The organism is Acidobacteriota bacterium, from assembly GCA_040754075.1.
Taxonomy (GTDB): domain Bacteria; phylum Acidobacteriota; class Blastocatellia; order UBA7656; family UBA7656; genus JBFMDH01.
In genome coordinates, this window is the sequence record JBFMDH010000053.1 from 1 (window position 1) to 21,145 (window position 21,145).

14 protein-coding genes and 1 pseudogene are annotated in these 21,145 nt (G+C 52.1%); 12 read left to right on the top strand and 3 right to left on the bottom strand.

The genetic code is table 11. The annotated features are described in order from the left end of the window. Positions 1–104: 104 nt before the first annotated feature. Both AB1757_30445 and AB1757_30450 read right to left on the bottom strand, forming a co-directional pair. Positions 105–947 carry an amidohydrolase family protein gene (locus AB1757_30445; GenBank protein MEW6131388.1) on the bottom strand — a complete coding sequence of 281 codons (843 nt, stop codon included), beginning with the start codon at positions 945–947 and terminating at the stop codon, positions 105–107. Between the two features lie 191 nt (positions 948–1,138). Continuing rightward, on the bottom strand, positions 1,139–2,701 hold the full coding sequence (locus tag AB1757_30450; GenBank protein ID MEW6131389.1) for a long-chain-fatty-acid--CoA ligase: 1,563 nt from the start codon (positions 2,699–2,701) through the stop codon (positions 1,139–1,141). 146 nt (positions 2,702–2,847) lie between these two features. On the opposite strand from AB1757_30450, the gene AB1757_30455 reads away from it, so the two are divergent. Next, a complete protein-coding gene (locus AB1757_30455; protein MEW6131390.1) occupies positions 2,848–3,141 on the top strand; it encodes a DUF2188 domain-containing protein in 294 nt (97 codons plus the stop codon). 31 nt (positions 3,142–3,172) lie between these two features. Then, positions 3,173–3,787 carry a hypothetical protein gene (locus AB1757_30460; protein ID MEW6131391.1) on the top strand — a complete coding sequence of 205 codons (615 nt, stop codon included), beginning with the start codon at positions 3,173–3,175 and terminating at the stop codon, positions 3,785–3,787. Between the two features lie 45 nt (positions 3,788–3,832). On the opposite strand, the gene AB1757_30465 is transcribed toward AB1757_30460, so the two are convergent. Further along, entirely contained in the window at positions 3,833–5,398 is a 1,566-nt protein-coding gene (locus AB1757_30465) for a long-chain-fatty-acid--CoA ligase (GenBank protein MEW6131392.1), read from the bottom strand. A gap of 534 nt (positions 5,399–5,932) precedes the next feature. On the opposite strand from AB1757_30465, the gene AB1757_30470 reads away from it, so the two are divergent. From AB1757_30470 to AB1757_30515, 10 genes and pseudogenes are all read left to right on the top strand, one after another. Continuing rightward, positions 5,933–8,188: a multiheme c-type cytochrome gene (locus tag AB1757_30470; protein ID MEW6131393.1), complete on the top strand. Its 2,256-nt coding sequence runs from the start codon at positions 5,933–5,935 to the stop codon at positions 8,186–8,188. A gap of 94 nt (positions 8,189–8,282) precedes the next feature. After that, positions 8,283–9,431: a hypothetical protein gene (locus tag AB1757_30475; GenBank protein ID MEW6131394.1), complete on the top strand. Its 1,149-nt coding sequence runs from the start codon at positions 8,283–8,285 to the stop codon at positions 9,429–9,431. Positions 9,432–9,529: 98 nt separating this feature from the next. Then, on the top strand, positions 9,530–10,960 hold the full coding sequence (locus AB1757_30480; GenBank protein MEW6131395.1) for a hypothetical protein: 1,431 nt from the start codon (positions 9,530–9,532) through the stop codon (positions 10,958–10,960). A gap of 99 nt (positions 10,961–11,059) precedes the next feature. Beyond that, entirely contained in the window at positions 11,060–11,308 is a 249-nt protein-coding gene (locus AB1757_30485) for a hypothetical protein (GenBank protein MEW6131396.1), read from the top strand. After that, positions 11,271–18,824, top strand: coding sequence for an RHS repeat-associated core domain-containing protein (locus AB1757_30490; GenBank protein MEW6131397.1), 7,554 nt, complete (start codon positions 11,271–11,273; stop codon positions 18,822–18,824). The genes AB1757_30485 and AB1757_30490 overlap by 38 nt, the downstream gene beginning before the upstream one ends. Before the next feature lie 12 nt (positions 18,825–18,836). Next, a complete protein-coding gene (locus AB1757_30495) occupies positions 18,837–19,337 on the top strand; it encodes a hypothetical protein (protein MEW6131398.1) in 501 nt (166 codons plus the stop codon). Positions 19,338–19,505: 168 nt separating this feature from the next. After that, positions 19,506–19,733: an RHS repeat domain-containing protein gene (locus AB1757_30500; GenBank protein ID MEW6131399.1), complete on the top strand. Its 228-nt coding sequence runs from the start codon at positions 19,506–19,508 to the stop codon at positions 19,731–19,733. Further along, entirely contained in the window at positions 19,669–19,815 is a 147-nt protein-coding gene (locus AB1757_30505; GenBank protein MEW6131400.1) for an RHS repeat domain-containing protein, read from the top strand. The genes AB1757_30500 and AB1757_30505 overlap by 65 nt, the downstream gene beginning before the upstream one ends. After that, a pseudogene (locus AB1757_30510) lies at positions 19,776–19,889 on the top strand (RHS repeat domain-containing protein). The gene AB1757_30505 and the pseudogene AB1757_30510 overlap by 40 nt, the downstream one beginning before the upstream one ends. Positions 19,890–19,910: 21 nt before the next feature. Next, positions 19,911–20,945 (top strand): RHS repeat-associated core domain-containing protein, encoded by a 1,035-nt coding sequence (locus AB1757_30515; GenBank protein ID MEW6131401.1) that lies wholly within the window; start codon positions 19,911–19,913, stop codon positions 20,943–20,945. Positions 20,946–21,145: the final 200 nt, after the last annotated feature.

Sequence of the window (21,145 nt, forward strand, 5' to 3'; positions counted from 1 at the left end):
GAACAGTTTCTGGAGATGATTATTTCAAAGTTAGCTCTGGAGCCAAGTTTGATAAAAAATCATCCTGAATACGATTCGTTACGAAATTATGCGGTTATTGCCGCTTAGTTTTGTCCGAACCATTGATTATAGGAAGGCGGGAAATTTTGTCTGCCGCTTTCAATCGCGGCATCGGGTATACCGTACCAGTGTTCGATGCTTGTAGTGCCAAATTTAATATCATCCCAGGCATTGGTCTCTTCAACACCGACGTGGTGGGCGACGCGAAGTCCGACCTTGCGCGCTTCGTCTTCCATTGCCTGCATAATGTCGCGGTCAACACCGAAAAGTTTGATGCCATCGTAACCTGCGGCTTTCAGGTCGCGCACCCGCGCCCGCGCTTCATCGGCGTTTTTCGGCGTCGGCGGTGCAGTGAAAATGCCGTAAGCGAAAATTTTCGGAGCCGCGATTTCATTTCTTGCGCTTTTATCGCGCCATTCCAAAGTCTTTTTCGTCGCCCCGACATCGCGCACCGTGGTGATGCCGCAAGCCAGCCACATCTTCAAACAATAATCGACGGGTTGCGCGTTGCCGCCGCGTTCGTCTTGCGTGTGTCCATGCAAATTAATCAGTCCGGGCAATACATATTTACCGGTCGCATCAATTTCTGCATCGCCTTGCGCGGGACGTTTGGCGCGACCTTCTTTCAATGCCACCGGGTCAAGCGCGGCGATTTCCGTGATGACATTATTTTCAATGACGATGTCTTTCGGTCCCGATGCCGGCGTGCCGTTGCCATCAATAATCACCGCATTGCGAATCACTGTGCGAGGGTAACGTTTGCCACTCGTGGGCGTTTGCTGCCTGGCGGTTTGCGCCAATGGTATTGAAGCAAGCAGCAAACAACAGATGAGTGCGACACTTAATCTCCGGATAAGCATGGGTTGATGGACAACGTGATGTGACATGGCAATATCTCCTTTAAACATCTGTGCACAAATTTTTATACAAACCGCAGAGACCCTTGCGGAAGAAGGGGAGATAAAAAATTCATTATTGCTCAGGATGTTTGTGACAGTAATTTGCGAACCGACAGTTTGCTTGATACCGCTTACCTCAAAGGCTCCCTTTCTCCCCTTCTTCTTGATAAAAATTTTTCTCAATGTACGCGCTTTTCCTGCCCCTGCCAGTAGGCTTCGCGCAACTCTTTTTTCAAAATTTTTCCGGTGCCGCCTTTCGGCAATTCATCGCGAAACTCGATGGACTTGGGAACCTTAAAGCCCGGCAGTTGGGTTTTGCAATAAGCAATCAACGCTTCTTCGGTCATCTGCTCACCTTGTTTCAAGACGACAATGGCTTTCGGCACTTCGCCCCATTTATCATCAGGCACCGCAATCACCGCGCATTCCAAAACGGCGGGGTTTGAGTAAATCGCTTTTTCAACTTCAATCGAAGAGATATTTTCGCCGCCCGAAATAATGATGTCTTTCTTGCGGTCAACAATCAGGTAGTAGCCTTCCGCATCGACGACCGCCATATCGCCCGTGTGAAACCAGCCGTCGCGAATAAGCCGCGCCGTCTCTTCAGGCAATTTCCAGTAACCCGCCATCACATTATCCGCGCGCACAACGATTTCGCCTGCGGTCGCGCCATCGCGCGGCAAGTGATTATCGTCCGCATCCATAATGCTCATTTCAATGCCGGGCATCGGGTAGCCGGTCATGGCTTGTCGCTGCCAGCGTTCTTCCTGCGGCAAATCTTTGAGATGTTCTTTTAGAAACGAAAGCGTCAAAACCGGTGTGGTTTCCGTCAGCCCATAGCCCGAATAGGCGCGACAGCCGATGGTCTGTTCGACTTCGCGAATGAGCGACGGTCCCGACGCTGCGCCGCCGATGTTGACGAATTCAAGCGAGGATAAATCGAATTCTTTGATGCGCGGATGATTGAGCAACGCATAAACCATCGTCGGCACCATCGAAATGTGGGTGACGCGCTCGCGTTGAATCAACTCCAGCACTTCTGCCGGGTCGAATTTCGGAACGATGATGTGACGCGCGCCCATGCAGGTCAAGGTGTGCGGCGTGCCCCAGCCGTTGACGTGAAAGAGCGGAATGCTGTGCAGTTGCGTGTGATAATCTTTGATGCCGATGCCGCCGATGACCTGCATCGCGTGAAGGTAAAGATTGCGATGCGTCATCATCACGCCTTTCGGGTTTGCGGTAGTGCCCGATGTATAAAAGAGTTCCGCGAGGTCATCGTCTTTGATGTCAGCGGGCGGCGTGAAATCGGCTCCCACAGCCTGTATCAGGGTTTCGTACGCATCTTCGATGCAGACGAAGTTGCGAATCGTCGCGGTTTCAGATTTAAACGATTCCACCAGCGGCGCAAAATCTTTATTGTAAAAGAGCGTCACGGTTTCCGAGTTATTGAGAATGTAAGTGAGTTCATGCGGCGTGAGGCGAATGTTTAAAGGCAGTAAGACTGCGCCCATTTGAACAACGCCATAGTAAGCTTCCATCAATTGATGGCTGTTATAGCCCAGCCAGGCGACGCGCTCGCCGCGCGCCACATTCAGTTGAGTGAGGGCATTCGACAAACGATTGCAACGCGCGCCATACTCGGCGTAAGTGAATCGTTTATCGCCATCGACAATCCCCACTTTGCTGCCGTATTCACGCACGGCGCGTTCTTTAAAGCGAATCGGTGTCAGTGTCAGGTTCATTCAATTATTCTCCGGTATTTTGATCATTGCGCATTTTGAATTTCGGCAAACAACTTACCGTACATTTCACAATTCCTGCAAAGTGGCAGTGTAAAAATAATTTTCAAGAAGAGTCGCTCGTGTTATAAAATTAACGCGGAGGCGTTATGAGCAAAACCTACCATGTGGTTCCATATAAAAGCAGACAATGGGCAATCACCACCGCTGGCAATGGCAAATATCTTTCTATTCACGACTCCAAAGCCGAAGCTATTGACACCGCGCGGGAAAAGTCAGGAACCACTATTGTTCATAGCCCTACAGGCGTAGCCCTTCAACCAATTACCGTCGAGGGCATAGATATTGATGCCATCCGCGAAGCTGTGCGCAAGGTTGGCGACCACAAACATAATCGCATCATTCTAAAACGTATTCATAAAACGAAGTCAGAAAAAAAATAGCCCCGGTAATTCATTAGCTTGCGTAAACTGAATGCCAACATCTGCTCAGGATTTCAATCAAAGTGTGTTCATCAATTGTCCGTTTGACCGGCAATATACCCCTTTGTTTGAAGCCTTGATTTTCACCTTGCAACTGTCTGGTTTCAGACCGCGATGCGCGCGCGAGGAGAGTGATTCGGGCGACCTCCGCGTGAGCAAACTCGTGCGCATCATTTCCGGGTGCAAATATGGCATCCATGATATATCGAGAGTGCAGCCGAGAGTGCCGCGATTCAATATGCCGCTGGAGTTAGGCATTGATTTAGGATGCCGGTATTATGGCTCTCATAGACAACGGCAGAAACAATTGCTGATTCTCGACACCCTGCCCTTTCGTTACCTGCAAACCATCAGCGATTTAAGAGGACAGGATATTGAAGCGCATCACGATGACCAGCAAACGCTGATTCAGGTGGTCAGGAATTTTCTTTACACCTCGACCAACAATAGCGGCATTCCGGGAGGCAGATACATTTATCGCAAATTCCTCGAATTCCAGAGCGAATTGCCCTTGATTTGTCGCTCCAGCCGATTAAGAAGGAACGAAGTGGTGTTTAAACAATTAGTGGCGATCACTCAAGAGTGGTTAGGAAGATACCTTATTTAAATCGAGCAATTCTCCAACCGGTAGTTGGAGTTTCCGCATCGTTGCTTAACTAATCAACCGACCGCGACCTTGCCAGTGTCTGGCGCGCAACTCTTTTTTCAAAATTTTTCCGCTGCCGCCTTTCGGCAGTTCCGGTTCAACGATTTCCATCGAACGCGGCACTTTATAGGTCGGCAGTTCCTGTTTGCAGAATTCAAACAATTCGTCGTAGGTCAAACTCGCGCCGTCTTTCAAAGAGATACAGGCGTGTACTGCTTCGCCCCATTCATCGCTTGGCACCGGAATCACTGCTGCTTCTTTAACCGCCGGGTGCTTGTAAATTACCGCTTCGACCTCCGTTGAAAAAACATTTTCACCCGCCGACACAATCATGTCTTTTTTGCGGTCTACCAGATAGATGTAGCCTTGTGCATCGACCATCGCCACATCGCCGGTGTGCAACCAGCCATCGCGCACCGCATTGGCAGTATCCTGTTCGCGTTTCCAGTAACCTTTCATGATGTTCGGGCCACGGGCGATGATTTCACCCGCTTCGCCCGGTTGCACGTCTGTGCCATCGTCTTTGACGACGCGCACTTCAACGCCCGGAACGGGCTTGCCGCACGAAGCCAGACGTTTAGCGGCGGTTTCATCGGTGAGCGCGGCTTTGTGGTCTTCGGCAGTGAGTACGGTAAGCAGTGGCGAGGCTTCCGTGAGTCCGTAGCCTTGCCCGAAATCGCAACCGAAAGTCGCCATCGCTTTCTTGAGAACTTCGGGAGCAATCGGCGACGCGCCGTAAGTAATGCTTCTCAGCGACGACAAATCGTATTCATTGATTTTCGGATGATGCAGTAAAAAATTAATCATTGTCGGAATCAATACCATCGTGGTGATGCGGTCACGCTGAATCATTTCAAGTAGGACGGTCGGGTCAAAGCGCGCCAGGTAAGCCTGCGTGATGCCGTTGGTGACATTTAAAAACGTCGCTGCGCCATCTGCCAGGTGAAACATCGGCGCGGTGTGCAGATAAATATCATTCGGATTGGGCGGACGCACATTCATCGAATGCACATTGTTGGAAATCATGTTTTTGTGCGTCAGCATCACGCCTTTGGGTTCGGCAGTGGTTCCTGATGTGTAAAACAGTCCGAGCAAATCTTCTTCGGTGACGCCTTGCATGGTGAACTCCGGCGATGCTTCGGCGAGCAATGATTCATAGTCCAGGTAGCCAGCGGGTTTTTGTTCGCCGATGGCGATGAACTGTTTGACCGATGCGAGATGCGGGCGCAACCCATCAATGACCGGTCGCAAGGTGTCATCAACACAGACCGCGACGGCTTCCGCATGGTCGATGATGTATTTAACCTCAGCGGGCGGGATGCGAAAGTTGATGGGCACGACTGCCGCGCCGAGTTGCGGAATGCCGTAATAGAGTTCGAGGTAGACGTGACAGTTGAGCGCCAGAATCGCCACGCGGTCGCCTTTTTTAACGCCGAGAGCGGCGAGCGCATTCGACAATCGATTGACCCGTTCATCGAGTTGTTTGAAGGTGTAGCTTTGATTTCCCGAAAACGAGGCGAGTTTATCGGGCAGCGCAGCGACCGTTTGCTTGAGTCCGTCAACGATAGTCATACTTCCTCCCGGTTCGGTATGGTTAATCAGAAATCAGTCAAATTAGCGAGCTATAGAATCGCGCGTCGGGCAGAATGTCATAATTCATTGGGCTTGTAAAGGTGTCAGCTTATTCACCAAAATGACAATAGGAAGCGTCTGAATAGGGCTTTCCAAATTAAAAGTGGCACAGGCAACAACTCTCTTGTACTCATAGCGACGAGTTGAATTTTAAGCCTGGAAATGGGTAATGCCAGATAAGTTATTCCTTCTTTGGTTAATTTATAATTGCCGAAATTAGAAAAATGTTTATAAAAACTAATAAATATTTTGACATTTAAAATAATTTGATGATATAACAACCCTGCCTCATCGGGGGGGAATTCTTCAAACAATTGAATTCGGGTAAATCAGGCTAATCAAAATATCGTTATTATCAACGGCAATTTCTTAATGCACATTCAGTATGGGGATTTTTCCCTGATTTCTTAAAAGTTTACGCCAAACCTATCTGCGGTTTACTGGAAATAAGTCTGTAAAAAACAAAGGGGACTGATGAAAAATTGCTCATTAAAAGCAATCATAGGATTGGTCTATCTATGGGTAGCCTGCCTGTTTCTGCTGTTCTCAAATCAACTGGCAGAAGCCAACCCGGATGGCGAATTATCCGATGATTCTCCGGCGGTTCAGAAATTATTTAGTCCGTCAAATGGGCGCACAGCAGACGGGCAATTAATACCGGTTGAACAATTTTTTCCGGCATCGCGTTGCCTGTCGTGTCATGCCGATACCCATAAAGCCTGGGCTGAATCATTGCATCGCAATGCGGCGCGTGAGCCATTTTATCGCCGGAGCGCGGATATTTTACTGGCAACGCGCGGCATTGAATTTACACGCCACTGCGAATCCTGTCATACACCGGTTGCGTTATTTTCAGGCGCGTTGACCAAAGCTAACCAACAACCGCAAGCGCCTTTCACCGCGCTTGATGATGAAGGAGTAACCTGTTCGGTTTGTCACGCGATAACCGAAGCCCGGCTTGACGGCACGGGAAGTTTCACGCTTCGTCGTCCGGCGCTGCTTGCCAAAGAAGATGGAACGCCGGTCTATGATAAGGTCACCGATGAACAGATTCTCGCCGATGTTGCGGCGCACAAACGCGCCGTGATGCGCCCCTTGCTCAAACAACCGGAATTTTGCGCCGCCTGTCATAAAGTTGACGCGCCACCGACGCTTAACGGTTATAAACATATTCGCGGATTTTCAGCCTATGATGAATGGCAGCAATCGGGCGCATCTCATGAATCCATCACCCCATTTTACAGGCGCGAAAAGCGCACCGATTGCCGCGCCTGTCATATGCCCAAGGTTGACAGCACCAATGACCGGGCAGCCAAGCGTGGCATGATTGCTTCGCATCGCTGGCTTGGCGCGAACACCGTGGTGCCGTTGTTTTACGACCAACGCGAACAGGCTGATTTGACCAGGAAATTTTTAGAAACCCAAGTCGTGGATGTTGATATTTTTGCTGTAAGAAATGAAGCGACAAGAGAGACGGTTGCGCCTCTCAATGATCAATCATCGTTAGCTGTCAAGCCCGGCGATGAACTCACGGTAGAAGTGGTGATTGCCAATCGCAATGCAGCGCATTCCTTTCCGCCCGAAGTGCGCGACCTCTACGAAGCCTGGGTTGAATTTGCAGCCTTTGATTCGCAAGGCACGCGCGTCTTTCACAGCGGGTTTATTCAACCTGACGGAACGCTTGATGAGCGCGCCCATGTTTATAAAACCATTCTGCTGGATGAAGCCGGGCGACACATTACCCGTCATCAAATCTGGCTGACCAACATTAAAGCCTATGACAACGCCATTCAGGCGGGTCGCTCGGATGTCGTGCGATTCAGATTCCCGATTCCCGAAACCGCTATTGGCAATATCAAGTTTCGAGCCAAATTAAATTATCGGCGCTTCAATCAGGAATACGCCAACTATATTCTCAATCTCCAGCGTCGGGTTTTGCCCCTGCCGGTGGTGCAGATGCGTGAAAGCGAAAGCCTCGTTACCTTCAATGCCAAGCCGTTTAATAACCGGAAAACTCAATCTCAACAGAGCGCGTCGGATGCGGAAACCGGAAAAATCAAGGCGCGACGTTGGAACGATTACGGCATAGGACTTCTTGAACAGGCGCAATACGGCGCGGCTGCCGAAGCTTTTCGTCGGGCTGCCCAATGCGATACCCGTGATGCCAACTTGTTGGTCAATGCCGCGATTGCCGAAATGCGCACCGAACGCTTTGGCATCGAGCGGGAACAACTCAGGAAAGCCGCCGAATTGCTTGAGCTTGCTTTGCAGCTTGCGCCGGATAATTTGCGCGCGCGGCTTTATCACGCACTGGTTTTACGCGGGCAGGGAAAGATAGATGATGCCGCCGATGAACTGGCAAGCGTCGCGCAAAGCTATCCCCGTGACCGCGAAGTGCAAAGACAACGGGGGCAAACGCTTTACACTCTGGGAAAATTATCCGCAGCCCGCGCGGCGTTTGAAGCTATTCTCAACATTGACCCTACGGATGCGCAGGCTTATCAATTGCTGCAACCGATTTATGCAAGCGAAGGGCTGAAGGCGCAAGCCGCAGGCGCGCTCAATCGGTATTTTCAATGGCGCGATGACCCGCGCGCCACTACAGTCGCCGCACGTTTTTTTACGGCACATCCTGAATGGACTGAAGAACGCATTGCCACACACCTACACGGCAAAACCTCAACGCTTCGCCCGGTGCTGACCGGACAGGCAGCATCCCCCGACCGGTAAAAGTAGTGAAAAGTTTGTTGTTGACCGGAACGCTTAGTCGAAAGGCAGGTAGATGGTGAGTAAAAAAAGCAAAAGAATAATTCATGGGTTGAGTATGTTTGTTTTTAGTCTTGTCATCCTGTTTTTTCCGTTTGCAGGAATTGCGCAGCAAAGCACGCGCCTGGTTTACGATGACAATGGGCGATTGCGCGCGGTGATTTTACCCACAGGAGAGATAGCGGTTTACGAATACGACCCGGCAGGAAACTTTACAGCGATTCGCCGATTGGCTCCAACCGCCTTTGAAGTTTTATCGTTTTTGCCGCGTGAAGGCAGCGCCGGTGATCGGGTGACGATTGTTGGCGCAGGCATCGGTAACGGGGTGATGGGCGTAACTTTCAATGGCGCGGTTGCCAGCATTGTCGAAACCGGCACGGCTGTGGTCATTGCCGAAGTCCCGGATAATGCGACCAGCGGATTGATTTCTCTCACCATGCCTGCGGGCACGCTGACAACTTCAACACCTTTTACGGTTTTACCCAAGGTGCGTCTTTCACCTGCGACCATCGCCTTGTTTCCCGGTGAGAGTGTGGCGTTTTCGGCAACCGTAACGCCAACTCTGCAATCGCAAAATGTAGTGTGGAGCGTGAATGGAATTCAAGGCGGCAACGCGACGGTTGGCACGATTTCAACTACCGGTTTATACACCGCTCCCAATCAACCCTCTGCTTCATTTATGGTGCGCGCCACAAGTCTTGCGACCCCTTCGCTTTTTGGCGAAGCCTCGGTTACGGTGCGCGACCCGAATTTAGTGGGTTCATTATTTGCGCCTGTGCTTTCCGTGCGGCGCGGGTTAATCGTTGATCAAGTGATGACTGCGCAGCCGCTTGCGGTGCGCTATGGCAGCGCGACAGGCAGCGGGTTGCTTCAAAGTGCGATGGTGTCCGTGACCACAGGTCCCGTCATTTTGTCCATATCGCCGAATCAAATACCCGGCGGCGCAACGAATTTTTCAATAACCATCAGCGGCAATCATCTGAACGGCGCAACCGGCATGCAATTCGTCAATCCCAACGGCGCCAATGACACCACCATTACGGCTGCAAATTTAGTGGTAAACGCAAACGGCGATACGCTTACTGCAACGCTTACGGTTTCAACAGGCGCGACACTCGGACAACGGCTGGTGATGGTTGTAACACCGGATGGCACTTCGCTGCCGATGGCGACGAGTGCAAACACCATTCAAATTGTCTCGCAGTGAAAACACCGGATTGGCGATTAAGCACCCTCATCGCGAAAGGTGAGGTTACGAATCCACACTCAACTATGGAGAAGATTGTCTACAGGAGAATAAAATTTATGTTGCGATTTTCGGTTCCCCCTTTGTTTATTCGATTGACGATTTGGTTCGTGGCAGGCTCAGTCACTTCGGGTTCGACTGTTGCACAGAATAATTTCAACAGTGGTTCGACAGGCGCTGATGGCGCTTTTGCGCCAACCGCCAGTCAAACCATTCAAGTGCCCGAAAGCGGAGTTTTCAATTTCACCACCATCAACATTCCAGGCGGGGTCACGATCACATTCACGCGCAATTCCAGGAACACGCCAGTCACCTTGCTCGCCAGCGGCAACGTCACCATCAGTGGTGTCATAAGAGTTGACGGGCAGGCAGGCGCAGGCAATGGCAATAGCGGGCTTGGCGGCAGCGGCGGTTATATGGGCGGCAGCGGCGGTTTAGGGTTTAGCAGTTTTACAGGTATCAGTGGCGACGGACCCGGCGGCGGCGGCAGCGGCGGCAGTATAAATGGTGCAAGTTTTGGTGGCGGTGGCGGCGGCGGATTTGCGCTTGCAGGCGGAAATGGTTTGGGGCAAAACGTTGGCGCAGGCGGCGCGCGTTATGGAAGCAGCACATTGTTGCCGCTGATTGGTGGTTCAGGCGGCGGCGGTGGCGGGGCAGCGACAGGCAAAAATGGTGGTGGCGGCGGCGGCGGCGGCGGCGCCATTTTGATTGCCAGTTCCGGTTCCATCACCTTTGGTTCTGGCGGACAAATTAACGCGAAGGGCGGCGATGGCGGAAGAATATTTTTAGCCACAGATGGTGGCAGCGGTGGCGGCGGCAGCGGTGGCGCGATTCGTTTAGTCGCCAATACGATTTCCGCTCCAAACACCGCATCTCTGGATGTTCGCGGCGGCACAGGCGGCGGGCAAAGCTTCGGCGGTTCAATCAACGGCGGCAATGGCGCGGTGGGCTATCTGAGAGTTGAAGCCTTTGACCGCAGCGGCTTAAATTTGAGCACCAGTTCTGTTCCGGTCAGTTTCGCATTGCCCAATGCGCTTACGGTAGCCAATGCGCCGCAACTGAGAATCACTTCGGTTGCCGGGGTGTCTGCTCCAGCTTCGCCATTGGGTTCACTGCAAGGACAACCCGACGTCATTATTCCGACCAGTCAAACGAATCCGGTCAATGTAGTCATCGAGGCAACCAATGTCCCCGTCGGCTTGAATGTGCAGGTGACAGTCATTCCTGCCAACGGCAATCGCGCCACCGTGCAAAGCAATCCGCTCAACGGAACCGATGCTGCATCTTCGACGACAGCAAGCGTCGCGCTGCCCGCAGGCACCAGTTTATTGAGCGCCGTTGTGGTGATTGACCTGACACAGGCGAATGCCGCACCGCTGTTCAAATTTGGCGAGCGCATTGACCGCATAGAGGTCGCCGCAACCTTCGGCGGCGTATCGGAAGTTATCTATATCACCCGCGCCGGTCGCCGCATAAAAGAAAGCCAGTAATAAAACAGATAACCAATCGCTAAGTTTGATTGCACAGTCCCACCAGGCATTGGGGGATGAACCGGATGCTCGACATCCGGTGTGATGAAAAGGAGAAGGTTGAGCAATGAAGAGATTGAAAGCGCAGGTTCAATGCAGATGCAAATCCAAAACCAATCAAACGCTGTTGCGTGTGAGAACCGCCACGAAGAAATCCTGCTTCGAGATTCGGTGGTGGCGTCTATTCAAAAAACCGTTAGCTCATCGCCTTCAAGCTGCTCCTCCGTTCGCGTTTTTGTTGATCGTGATATTGACGGCACAAGCGGCAATCGTGCCACTAAGCAACGAGAAAACAAGCATCTCAAATAAATCAGCCAACCGGCGCGATAAAACCATAACTTCGACTGCCGCAAAAGCTCGCAACCCGCTGCCGCAAGAAACTGCCGTTGAAGCTGTGGTCATCCGTCATGCGCCCAACATCAACGGGCGTGTCGAGGGCACTGTCAGACAACTCACAGGCGAAAACCTAGTTCTGAATAGCGGCGCGATCATAACCTCCGCGCTGCTCGTCCCGGGCACACCACAAGTGCAGATTAACGGCAATCCAACTTTTGGCGGCGTTGTTCAAGGCACAGGTCAGCCCCAGCCGACCAGTTACTCGGTGACGATTAACGGTAATGCAACGCTTGGGCGTTTGGTCAATCGCACAGACCCGATTGCCATGCCCACGATCAACGCCCCGCCGCCCACGACTGGAACCCGTGATGTCATCATCAACAACTCCAGTCAAACCATCGGCGATGCGGCGACACTGAGAGACCTCACCATCAATGGCAATGTCGGCGAAATCGCCGTGCCGCCGGGAACCTATCGCAACTTTATTGCGAATGGCAGCAACCGACTGGTTTTCGGGGTAGCGGGTTCGACCACAACCTCTGTCTACAATCTCAATGCGTTGACCTTAAATGGCAACGCGCAATTAAAAGTTGTCAGTCCGGTGGTTTTAACTGTTGGAACCAGCCTTGTGTTAAATGGTGGAGCGGGTTCTTCAACCAATCCGCTCTGGTTGACCGTGAAACTCGCATCAGGCGGGTTGACCTTAAACGGCGGCGCATCGCTTTATGGTATCGTGCAAGCGCCAGCAGGTACGGTGATTGTGAATGGCAATTCCTTACTGCAAGGCTCTGTGATTTGCGACCGCTTGATCGTAAATGGCAATGGCGCTATTAAAGGGACGCCCGGCGCGCTCGCCTCCATCAATCCGCCGACGGCAGCGCAGGGACAACAACTGACTGTCGTTTTACAAGGTATCAATACGCATTGGGTCAATGGACTCACGAAAGCTTCGTTTGGCGGCGAGATTCGCGTAGGCGGCGCGCCCGAAGGCGAAATGGGACTCATTCAAGTAGCGGACTTCACCACAGCAGTGGCTTCAATCGTGGTGTCTTCGACGGCGGCGCTTGCGCCGCGAACCGTGCGCGTGGTGACGCCGGTTGATGGATTTGCGGAAGGCACTGCCGAACTATTGGTTGATGCTTTCACCGTAACGGCAAATCCCGCGCCCGGCGCAAGCGCGGCGGTCGTCAGCACATTTGCGGGCAGTCAGGCAGGGTTTGCCGACGGCAATGTCGCCCAGGCGCAATTTCGCAATCCCACCGGCGTGGCAGCAGGCGCAAACGAAATCGTTTATGTAGCCGATAGCGATAATCACAGCATTCGCAAAATCGCGGCTGACGGAACAGTCACGACACTTGCCGGAAATGGGGCGGCGGGATTTGCTGACGGCACAGGCGGGGCAACGCAATTCAATCGTCCGCAAGGCATCGCGGTTGACGCCGACAATGTGGTCTATGTTGCAGATACGCTCAATCATCGCATTCGTCGCATCACGCCCGATGGCGCAGTGACAACGATTGCCGGTGATGGCACACAGGGGTTCATTAACGGACAAGGTTTGCAGGCGAGATTCAATGCGCCGCAGGGCGTTGCGATAGACAATGCGGGTGGACTTTTTATCGCTGATACCGGCAATCATGCGGTTCGTTATGTGAATGCCAACGGCGAGGTGAGCACCCTTGCGGGCGACGGCAGCGTTGGTTCACCTGATGCAACACCGGCAAGGTTTAATAATCCGGTCGGTGTGGCGTTTTATGACTCGACGCTTTATGTCTATCTCGCCGATAGCGGCAATCATCACATTCGCAGACTCGCGCCCAACGGCAGTGTTGTGACCATAGCGGGCGCGGGGCGCGGTTTTGCCGATGGACAGACCGCGCAAGCGCGATTTGCAGACCCTGCGGGCATTGCCATCGACGGCGCAGGAAAATTGCTTGTCGCCGATTCGACCAATTCGCTGGTGCGAATGATTGATGTCAGTAATGCAAATGTCACGACGATTGCCGGAACCGGCGCGCGGGGTTTCGCGAATGGCGCGGGCAATGTCGCAAAATTTTTCCTGCCGCGTAGTGTTGTCGCGCTGTCCTCCGGCGCAATGCTGGTTGCTGATTCGGGCAACCATGTTTTAAGGAAAATTACTCTGCCGCCGGTCATCACCTCGTTTAGTCCAACAGAAGCGCAAATCAATCAGACTATCGTTATCAACGGCGAACGCTTTGACGCGCGCGCTCCGGCAAATAACACCGTTTTATTTGCGCGCTCGGCTGAAACCGGAGGCGGCACAACGCAAGCGCAAGTTCTGCAAGCGACGCCTATGCAACTGACGGTCATCATTCCGCAGGACGCCACAACAGGCAATGTAATCGTACAGAATGGCAATGGTACGGCGGTGAGCCCTGCGCCCTTTACGGTGGTCGCGCCGCCACCGGTCATCACGTCATTCAATCCACAACGCGGCGCGGTCGGTGCGCAAGTGACCCTTAACGGAACGAATCTGACAGCAAGCACAGGCACAACCGGCGTCACCTTTGCGGGCGCAAGTAACACGCGGGTCAATGCGCTTGTCACTTCGGCGAATCCCACACAAGTTGTGGTTATGGTTCCCAATGCCGCAGTAACCGGACTGATTCAACTGACGAACGCCAACGGCACAGCAATTTCCAGTCAACCCTTTGTTGTTGAAGGTGGCGCGCTGGATTATCAATTGACCCTTTCGCCAACTCTGGCAAGTGCTGTGCAGGGAACAAGCGCAACTTATGTGGTTTATGCGACGGCGAATTCGCCGAACTTTTCGCAACTCATCGCGCTCAGCGTCACAGGTTTGCCTGCGGGCATTATCGCGACCTTCGAGCCGCAACAGCTTACCGCGGGAGCCAGCGCGACGCTCAAATTAAATCTCGCAAGCGCGAATTTAGCAGCGGGGAGTTATTCGTTTACCGTGCGTGGCAGCGCGCCGGTGGATGGCAGCGAAATGGCGCGCGCGACCCAGGCGACATTGAATGTGCTTGCCGCCGGACAAACCACGCTTGCCGGACGTGTGCTGTCAACAGAGAACGAGCCGGTGCCGGGGGCAACGGTTTCGCTTGATGGGCGCACGGCAACTACGGATGCTGCCGGAAGTTTTTTGCTCACGGGCGTAAGCGCCGGAGTAGACCGCGCCTTGATGATTGACGGGCGCACGGCTGCTGTGCCCAATCGCACCTATCCGGTGATTGCGGAGCCGGCGACGATTCTGGCTAATCAAGCCAATGTAGTGCCCTACATTTTTTACCTGCCTGCGATAGACACGCAGTACGAAGTGACAGTGGTGCCCGGTCAAGATACGGTGGTGACGACGCCGCGAGTCGCAGGCGTCAGTATGACCATTCCGGCGGGAGCGAATCTGCGTAATCGCGACGGTTCGCCGGTCGCCAGAGTTTCCATTACTCCTGTGCCGATTGACCGCACGCCTGCGCCTTTGCCGCCCAATGTTTTTATTCCGCTGGTATTCACCTCGCAACCGGGCAGCGCAATTGCCGATGTCGCCATGCCGGTGATTTATCCCAATCTCACAGGATTGGAACCGGGCACTCAAACGCCGCTTTATGCGTTCAATCACGATACCGTGAACTGGTATATCTACGGCTATGGCAGAGTGAGCCTTGATGGCAAAACCATTGTGCCGGAAGTTGATCCGACGACCGGCAGGGCTTATGGACTGAGGGATTTTTCCTGGCACGGACCGCAAGCCGCGCCCACAGGCAATCCCAGCCCGAATGATGATTGCCCGAAAAGCGAAGGCAGCCAGCCGGTCGATTATGCAACCGGAGTAAAGATTGAACGCCTGACCGATGTCGCATTCGGCGGCGCGCGCGGCGGCATCAGTTTAACGCGCATTTTTACAAGCGATCTTGCCGCCGTAGGGGTCATCGGCAGATTTGGCAGAGGCTGGCGGGATAATTTCGATATTCGGTTGACCGGAAACTTTCAAGCCGGTGGCGCTGGGCGACTGGTTTTACCTGAACAACGAACCGGCAGGTTATTCAGTTATGCGAGCAGCGCAATCGACGGGACGCTCATTTTCAAATCAACCGCAACCGTTTCACAACTGGGCGATGAACTCAGAAAACTCACCAACGGCACCTTTGAATACCGATTGAAGAGTGGGGACAGTTTGCGCTTTGATAACAGCGGCAAACTCTCGGCGATGATTGACCGAAATTTAAATACCACCACGCTCAGTTATGACGCGAGCGGCAGATTAATTCAGGTGATGGATGCAGTCGGGCGGTCGCTTACCTTCACTTACAACGCCGATAATCTGGTTTCGCGAGTCACCGACCCCGTGGGTCGCGTCTGGCAATACAGCTATGTGAACACCAATGTGATCAGCGGCAAACAACTCGCGGATGTCGTTGACCCGCTTCTGAAAGGCATCAACTACTCATACACCTTATTCAATTTGACGACGATTCGCGACAAGCGCGGCAATGTGGTCAAGCAGATTACTTATGACGGCAATGGTCGCGTCATTCGCCAGGATTTTGCCGAAGGCGGATTTGCAACCTACGCCTATGAACTATCGGGCGGCATCGTCACTGAGACCACGATTACCGATTCGCTCGGACGGCGCATGAAAAAACGTCTGAACGCGGCGGGTTATGTGATTGAACAGGAAGACAGCCTCGGACAACGAGCGACGATTGAGCGCGATTTAACGACCAACCTGGCGACGGCAAGAACGGGCCCGTGCGGTTGCGCGGAGGTCAGGCAAACCTTTGATGAACGCGGCAATGTGATTGCAATGACCGACAGGCTCGGACAGACAAGACGCTACGAGTATGAGCCGGTGTTTAACAACCTGACGAAAATTATTGATGAGTTGGGCAGAGAAACGCGCTTCGACTACGACGCGCGGGGCAACCTGACAACCGTCACCGATGCCTTGAATCAAGTAACGACGATTGGCTATGACACCTTTGGCGAAGTGGTTTCGATTACCGACCCGCTTGGACATACTTCGCAATTGGAATATGACGCGCAGGGCAATGTCACGGCGCGGGTTGATGCGCTCAACCATCGTTCAACCCAGACGTATGATGCTCTTGGTCGAATTACTTCGATTATTGATGCGCTCGGCAGAACCGCAAGCGTGACTTATGATGCGCTCGATAGAGTATTGACGATAACCGACGCGGCAAATGCGGTGATGCGATTTGAATACGACGCCAATGGCAATACGACGCGGGTGACGGATGCCTTGAATCACCGCTACGGTTCTACCTATGACATGCGCAATCGTTTGATTGCGACAAGCGACCCGCTGCAAAGAGTCACAAAGTTTGCGTATGACACAGAAGATCAATTGCTGAGCGCGACTTCGGCGTCGGGCAGAAAAGTGCACTATGCTTATAACGCGCGGGGTGAACAAGTGACGATGATAGACCCGATGGGCGGCGCGGTGCGATTGACGTATGACCATCGCGGCAATGTGATTGGGTTACAAGACCAGCGCAATAACACCACGACATTTGAATATGATGCGTTGTATCGCCCGGTTAAAACCCGCGACCCGTTGGGCAGAGAATCGCGCGCAACTTATGACGGCGCGTCGCGGGTGACGGAAAGCATCGACAGGCTCGGCAGGCAAGTAAGGTTCAACTATGACCTGCTCGACAGATTGACCTCAGCCGTCTATCAGGATGCGACGGTGACTTACACCTATGATGCGGCGAGTCGCCCGACGCGCATCGATGACACGCAATCGGGTTTGGTGTCGTGGACCTATGACGAAGCCGATAGGTTGCTTAGCGAAACCACTCCGGCGGGGGTGTTAAGCTATGCTTACAACAATGCCGATCAGGTAACCGGGATGACGGCAGCCGACCAACTGCCGGTGGGTTATGCGTATGATGCGGCAGGACGCTTGCAGAGCATCACGCAAGGCAGCGAGAGTTTCACTTATGCGTATGACGCGCTGTCGAGGATAACTGCGTTACAAAGACCAAATGGTGTGACGACCACTTACGGTTATGACAGCGTTAATCGTTTGAACCGCTTGCTGCACACCAACGCGGCAAATCAAACGATAGAGGATTTGCGCTATACCTTTAATCTCGATGATGAGATTGAGACGTTATCTTCGTTGAATGCCGCACCGTTATTGCCGCAAACTAAGACTGCAAATGCTGCGGATGCCGCAAGTCGCCTCAGTCAATTCGGCAGCACGAGCTACACCTTCGATCATCTCGGACAAACAACCTCGAAGAGCGATGCGACGGGCACGACCAATTACACCTGGGACGCGCGCGGTCGGCTCACAAAAGTAACTCTTCCAAATGGTCAAGCGGTCGATTACGCTTATGATGGGTTAGGCAGACGCGCCTCAAGAACGATAAACCATACGACGACAAATTTCCTATACGACGGCGCGGACGTCGTTTTAGATCGCCGTAGCGACAGCACAAGCGTCAGTTATCTGAACGGCATCGGCATTGATGACAAGTTACGGCAAGCATCGAATGCCGCATCATCCTTATATTTTTTACAAGACCATCTCGGTTCAACCACCGCGTTGACCGATGCCAGCGGCGCAGTCGTTGAACGCCAGCAATATGAACCCTTCGGAGCAAGTATGGGGACTTCGTTGACCAGATACGGCTACACCGGACGCGAAAAAGATGAAGCCACGGGACTGCTGTATTATCGCGCCCGCTGGTACGACCCCGAACAAGGTCGCTTCATCACCCAAGACCCCATCGGCTTTGCCGGCGGCGACACCAATCTTTATGCCTATGTGGGAAACGAACCGATTAACGCCTTTGATCCATCAGGAACCCAAACTCGGTCGGATCGAATGTGGTATCCGGGCGAGAAAAACCCAAGAACCGGTCGCCCGTATGGCGAGTATGAACCTGCTACGCCCATTACCAGTCGAGGCTCACAAGCTCCTTCGGGGTGTGAATGCAATAGCGGAAACCCTGTTGAAGTTGTTATCTGGTATCCATCGAACGGGCACGGTTCGGTTGGATGGGGTGGTCATGTCTCTTACAACATTGATGGATACTCATTTTCCTTTCAAGGCGGTGGCTGGGCAACCGTGGTACCATTTGAAGATTACAGAAACGATAATCAGGAATACCGTAGTGGGGTAGGATATGTTCTTGATTTTGGCAGCCCCGAAAAAAATCGAGCATTTGCCAATTCACTCATGCATGGTTATGAAGGTCAAGATCCGCTATTTGGTATTCCCCCCAGCAAATGGCCATATAATTTGATCACCAACAATTGCGGGCATGCGTTTTCGCGGGCATTGTGGGATAACGGACTTGGCATGGATTTTCATGTCGCGCCGATTGAGCATCAATACTACATCGAGAACTTCATGCAAGCGAATATCAGGAAGCGGAATTTTTATCCGTATAAGGGGTTGAGTGATGCGCTCAGGGATGGCGGGACACTGGATCAAATGATGCGTGAGGTAAATCGGCAAAGGGGTGTGTTGCATTAGGAGTAAGAATAGATGAATCACAAAAAGACTTTTCAACAATTGCCCACAGTGTTCTTGTTGGTAACATTGATTGTATCTGGCTTTTCAAGTGCTTGTACGGGATCACCACCGCCACAAGATATAGTGGTTTATAGTGAAGTAACTCTCACTGATCAATGGTTAGAGATCACGTTGAAAGAACCTCTAAGAGTTGAAAAGCGAAAAAGTGAGATTGTGATTTGGTTTGCCGAAGGCACGAATTATTGCGTGGTATTAACAGAGAATAAGATAAGGTTGCCTGATGGCAGTTTCGTTTTTCCAACAGGTCAAATCATAGATCAGGATGACAAGGTGTTTGAATTGGAACTGGCAGGGTTTGGTAACTCCTTCATGACCCTCGGGAGCAAAGAGATTAATCGGAATCCTGATTTTCCTAAAGACCAGCTCTTTACAAAAGTGCGTTTGAAGGCCAGTAAACCATTACAATGCCAGAAAATTGCTTGGCGGAACTATAATCCTTGGGACGAAAAGTAAACCTTATATCAAAGTGCGTCTTAATACACCGGAACCTAAGTTTGTTGAGGTTTTCTGGATATCAAAATGCAGATTTGAAATAGCAAAATCGGCACTTTTCTTGATATTGAATCATTCAGAAAAAACTCAAAGAACTTAGGTTCCAGTGTACTTAATAGCAGCAAGCCCTTGCCCGATGCGGCGCAAGCGGTGACGCGGTTTAGTTATGATGAAAACGGCAATCAGATGAGCGTTGAGGACGCGCTGACGCATCGCTGGATGGCGAGCTATGATACGAAGAATCGCGTGACGGCGACGACCGACCCACTCAATCGTAGCGTCCGTGTGGTCTATGACACGGGACCAAGTGAGCAGCGTGACCTCGCCCTCTGGTCGCAAGGCGCAGTACAGCTATGACTCGAGAGGCCAAAGGCTGACAATGACCGACCCGCTCAGTGGGTGGGGCGGTTCACTTATGACCATCACGGCAACCTGGTAGCATTGGCAGATCAGCGCGGCAACACCACGACCTTTGGCTATGATGAGTTGTATCGGGCAGTGAGTACGCGAGACCCGTTGGGGCGCGAGAGTCGGGTGAGCTATGACGCGATGAATCGGGTGACGCAGAGTGTTGTCGATTACGCTTATGATGGGTTAGGCAGACGCGCCTCAAGAACGATAAACCATACGACGACAAATTTCCTATACGACGGCGCGGACGTCGTTTTAGATCGCCGTAGCGACAGCACAAGCGTCAGTTATCTGAACGGCATCGGCATTGATGACAAGTTACGGCAAGCATCGAATGCCGCATCATCCTTATATTTTTTACAAGACCATCTCGGTTCAACCACCGCGTTGACCGATGCCAGCGGCGCAGTCGTTGAACGCCAGCAATATGAACCCTTCGGAGCAAGTATGGGGACTTCGTTGACCAGATACGGCTACACCGGACGCGAAAAAGATGAAGCCACGGGACTGCTGTATTATCGCGCCCGCTGGTACGACCCCGAACAAGGTCGCTTCATCACCCAAGACCCCATCGGCTTTGCCGGCGGCGACACCAATCTTTATGCCTATGTGGGAAACGAACCCGTATCGTTTGCTGACCCCCTGGGTTTAGAACGATTACATCGATATGCGGGAACCTGGCCGCCGCGCCCATTGAAATGGCCTGGGGAAAAACCGGCATCAACTGCTGAACCAGTTACGGATTTAGGGACTGTTCCTCAACAATCGCCCTCTCCATCTCAATCACAAAGTGGGTGTCAGGGTTGCAACAATATTCCTAGAAAACTGGGAGTACCTCCTCCAAGCTCCAAATTATGCAACCTACTTTCTTGCATGAATAATTGCCTTGCAGGAACAGGGTTCCAGATGGTTCTCACATCAACAACTGATAGTCATAAGCCAGGAACTCCTCATATGCGGGGGGAAGCTGCAGATATTAAATATACCGATCAAGGTAAACTTAGTAATAAAGTACTTGGATGTGCAGCAAAATGTGGTGCGGGATTTGCCTTGGATGAAGGGAGACATCCTTCTGCTAAAGCAACAGGGCCTCATTACCATGTTCAACTTGGGCCAGGAAAAGGAGGAGGCAGAGGACATCTTCCTAAACTTCGTTAGAGTTATTACATATTTGGTCAAGAGGTGAATCATATGAATTTTTTATCTGCTAAAAATCTAACTTTCTTTGTGACAATGGTTCGGACAAAACTAAGCGGCAATAACCGCATAATTTCGTAACGAATCGTATTCAGGATGATTTTTTATCAAACTTGGCTCCAGAGCTAACTTTGAAATAATCATCTCCAGAAACTGTTCAT

Excerpts from the sequence above, each read along its gene's own strand:
- AB1757_30445 (MEW6131388.1), bottom strand. The coding sequence starts at position 947 with ATGTCACATCACGTTGTCCATCAACCCATGCTTATCCGGAGATTAAGT.
- AB1757_30450 (MEW6131389.1), bottom strand. The coding sequence starts at position 2,701 with ATGAACCTGACACTGACACCGATTCGCTTTAAAGAACGCGCCGTGCGT.
- AB1757_30455 (MEW6131390.1), top strand. The coding sequence starts at position 2,848 with ATGAGCAAAACCTACCATGTGGTTCCATATAAAAGCAGACAATGGGCA.
- AB1757_30460 (MEW6131391.1), top strand. The coding sequence starts at position 3,173 with ATGCCAACATCTGCTCAGGATTTCAATCAAAGTGTGTTCATCAATTGT.
- AB1757_30465 (MEW6131392.1), bottom strand. The coding sequence starts at position 5,398 with ATGACTATCGTTGACGGACTCAAGCAAACGGTCGCTGCGCTGCCCGAT.
- AB1757_30470 (MEW6131393.1), top strand. The coding sequence starts at position 5,933 with ATGAAAAATTGCTCATTAAAAGCAATCATAGGATTGGTCTATCTATGG.
- AB1757_30475 (MEW6131394.1), top strand. The coding sequence starts at position 8,283 with ATGTTTGTTTTTAGTCTTGTCATCCTGTTTTTTCCGTTTGCAGGAATT.
- AB1757_30480 (MEW6131395.1), top strand. The coding sequence starts at position 9,530 with ATGTTGCGATTTTCGGTTCCCCCTTTGTTTATTCGATTGACGATTTGG.
- AB1757_30495 (MEW6131398.1), top strand. The coding sequence starts at position 18,837 with ATGAATCACAAAAAGACTTTTCAACAATTGCCCACAGTGTTCTTGTTG.
- AB1757_30505 (MEW6131400.1), top strand. The coding sequence starts at position 19,669 with ATGACACGGGACCAAGTGAGCAGCGTGACCTCGCCCTCTGGTCGCAAG.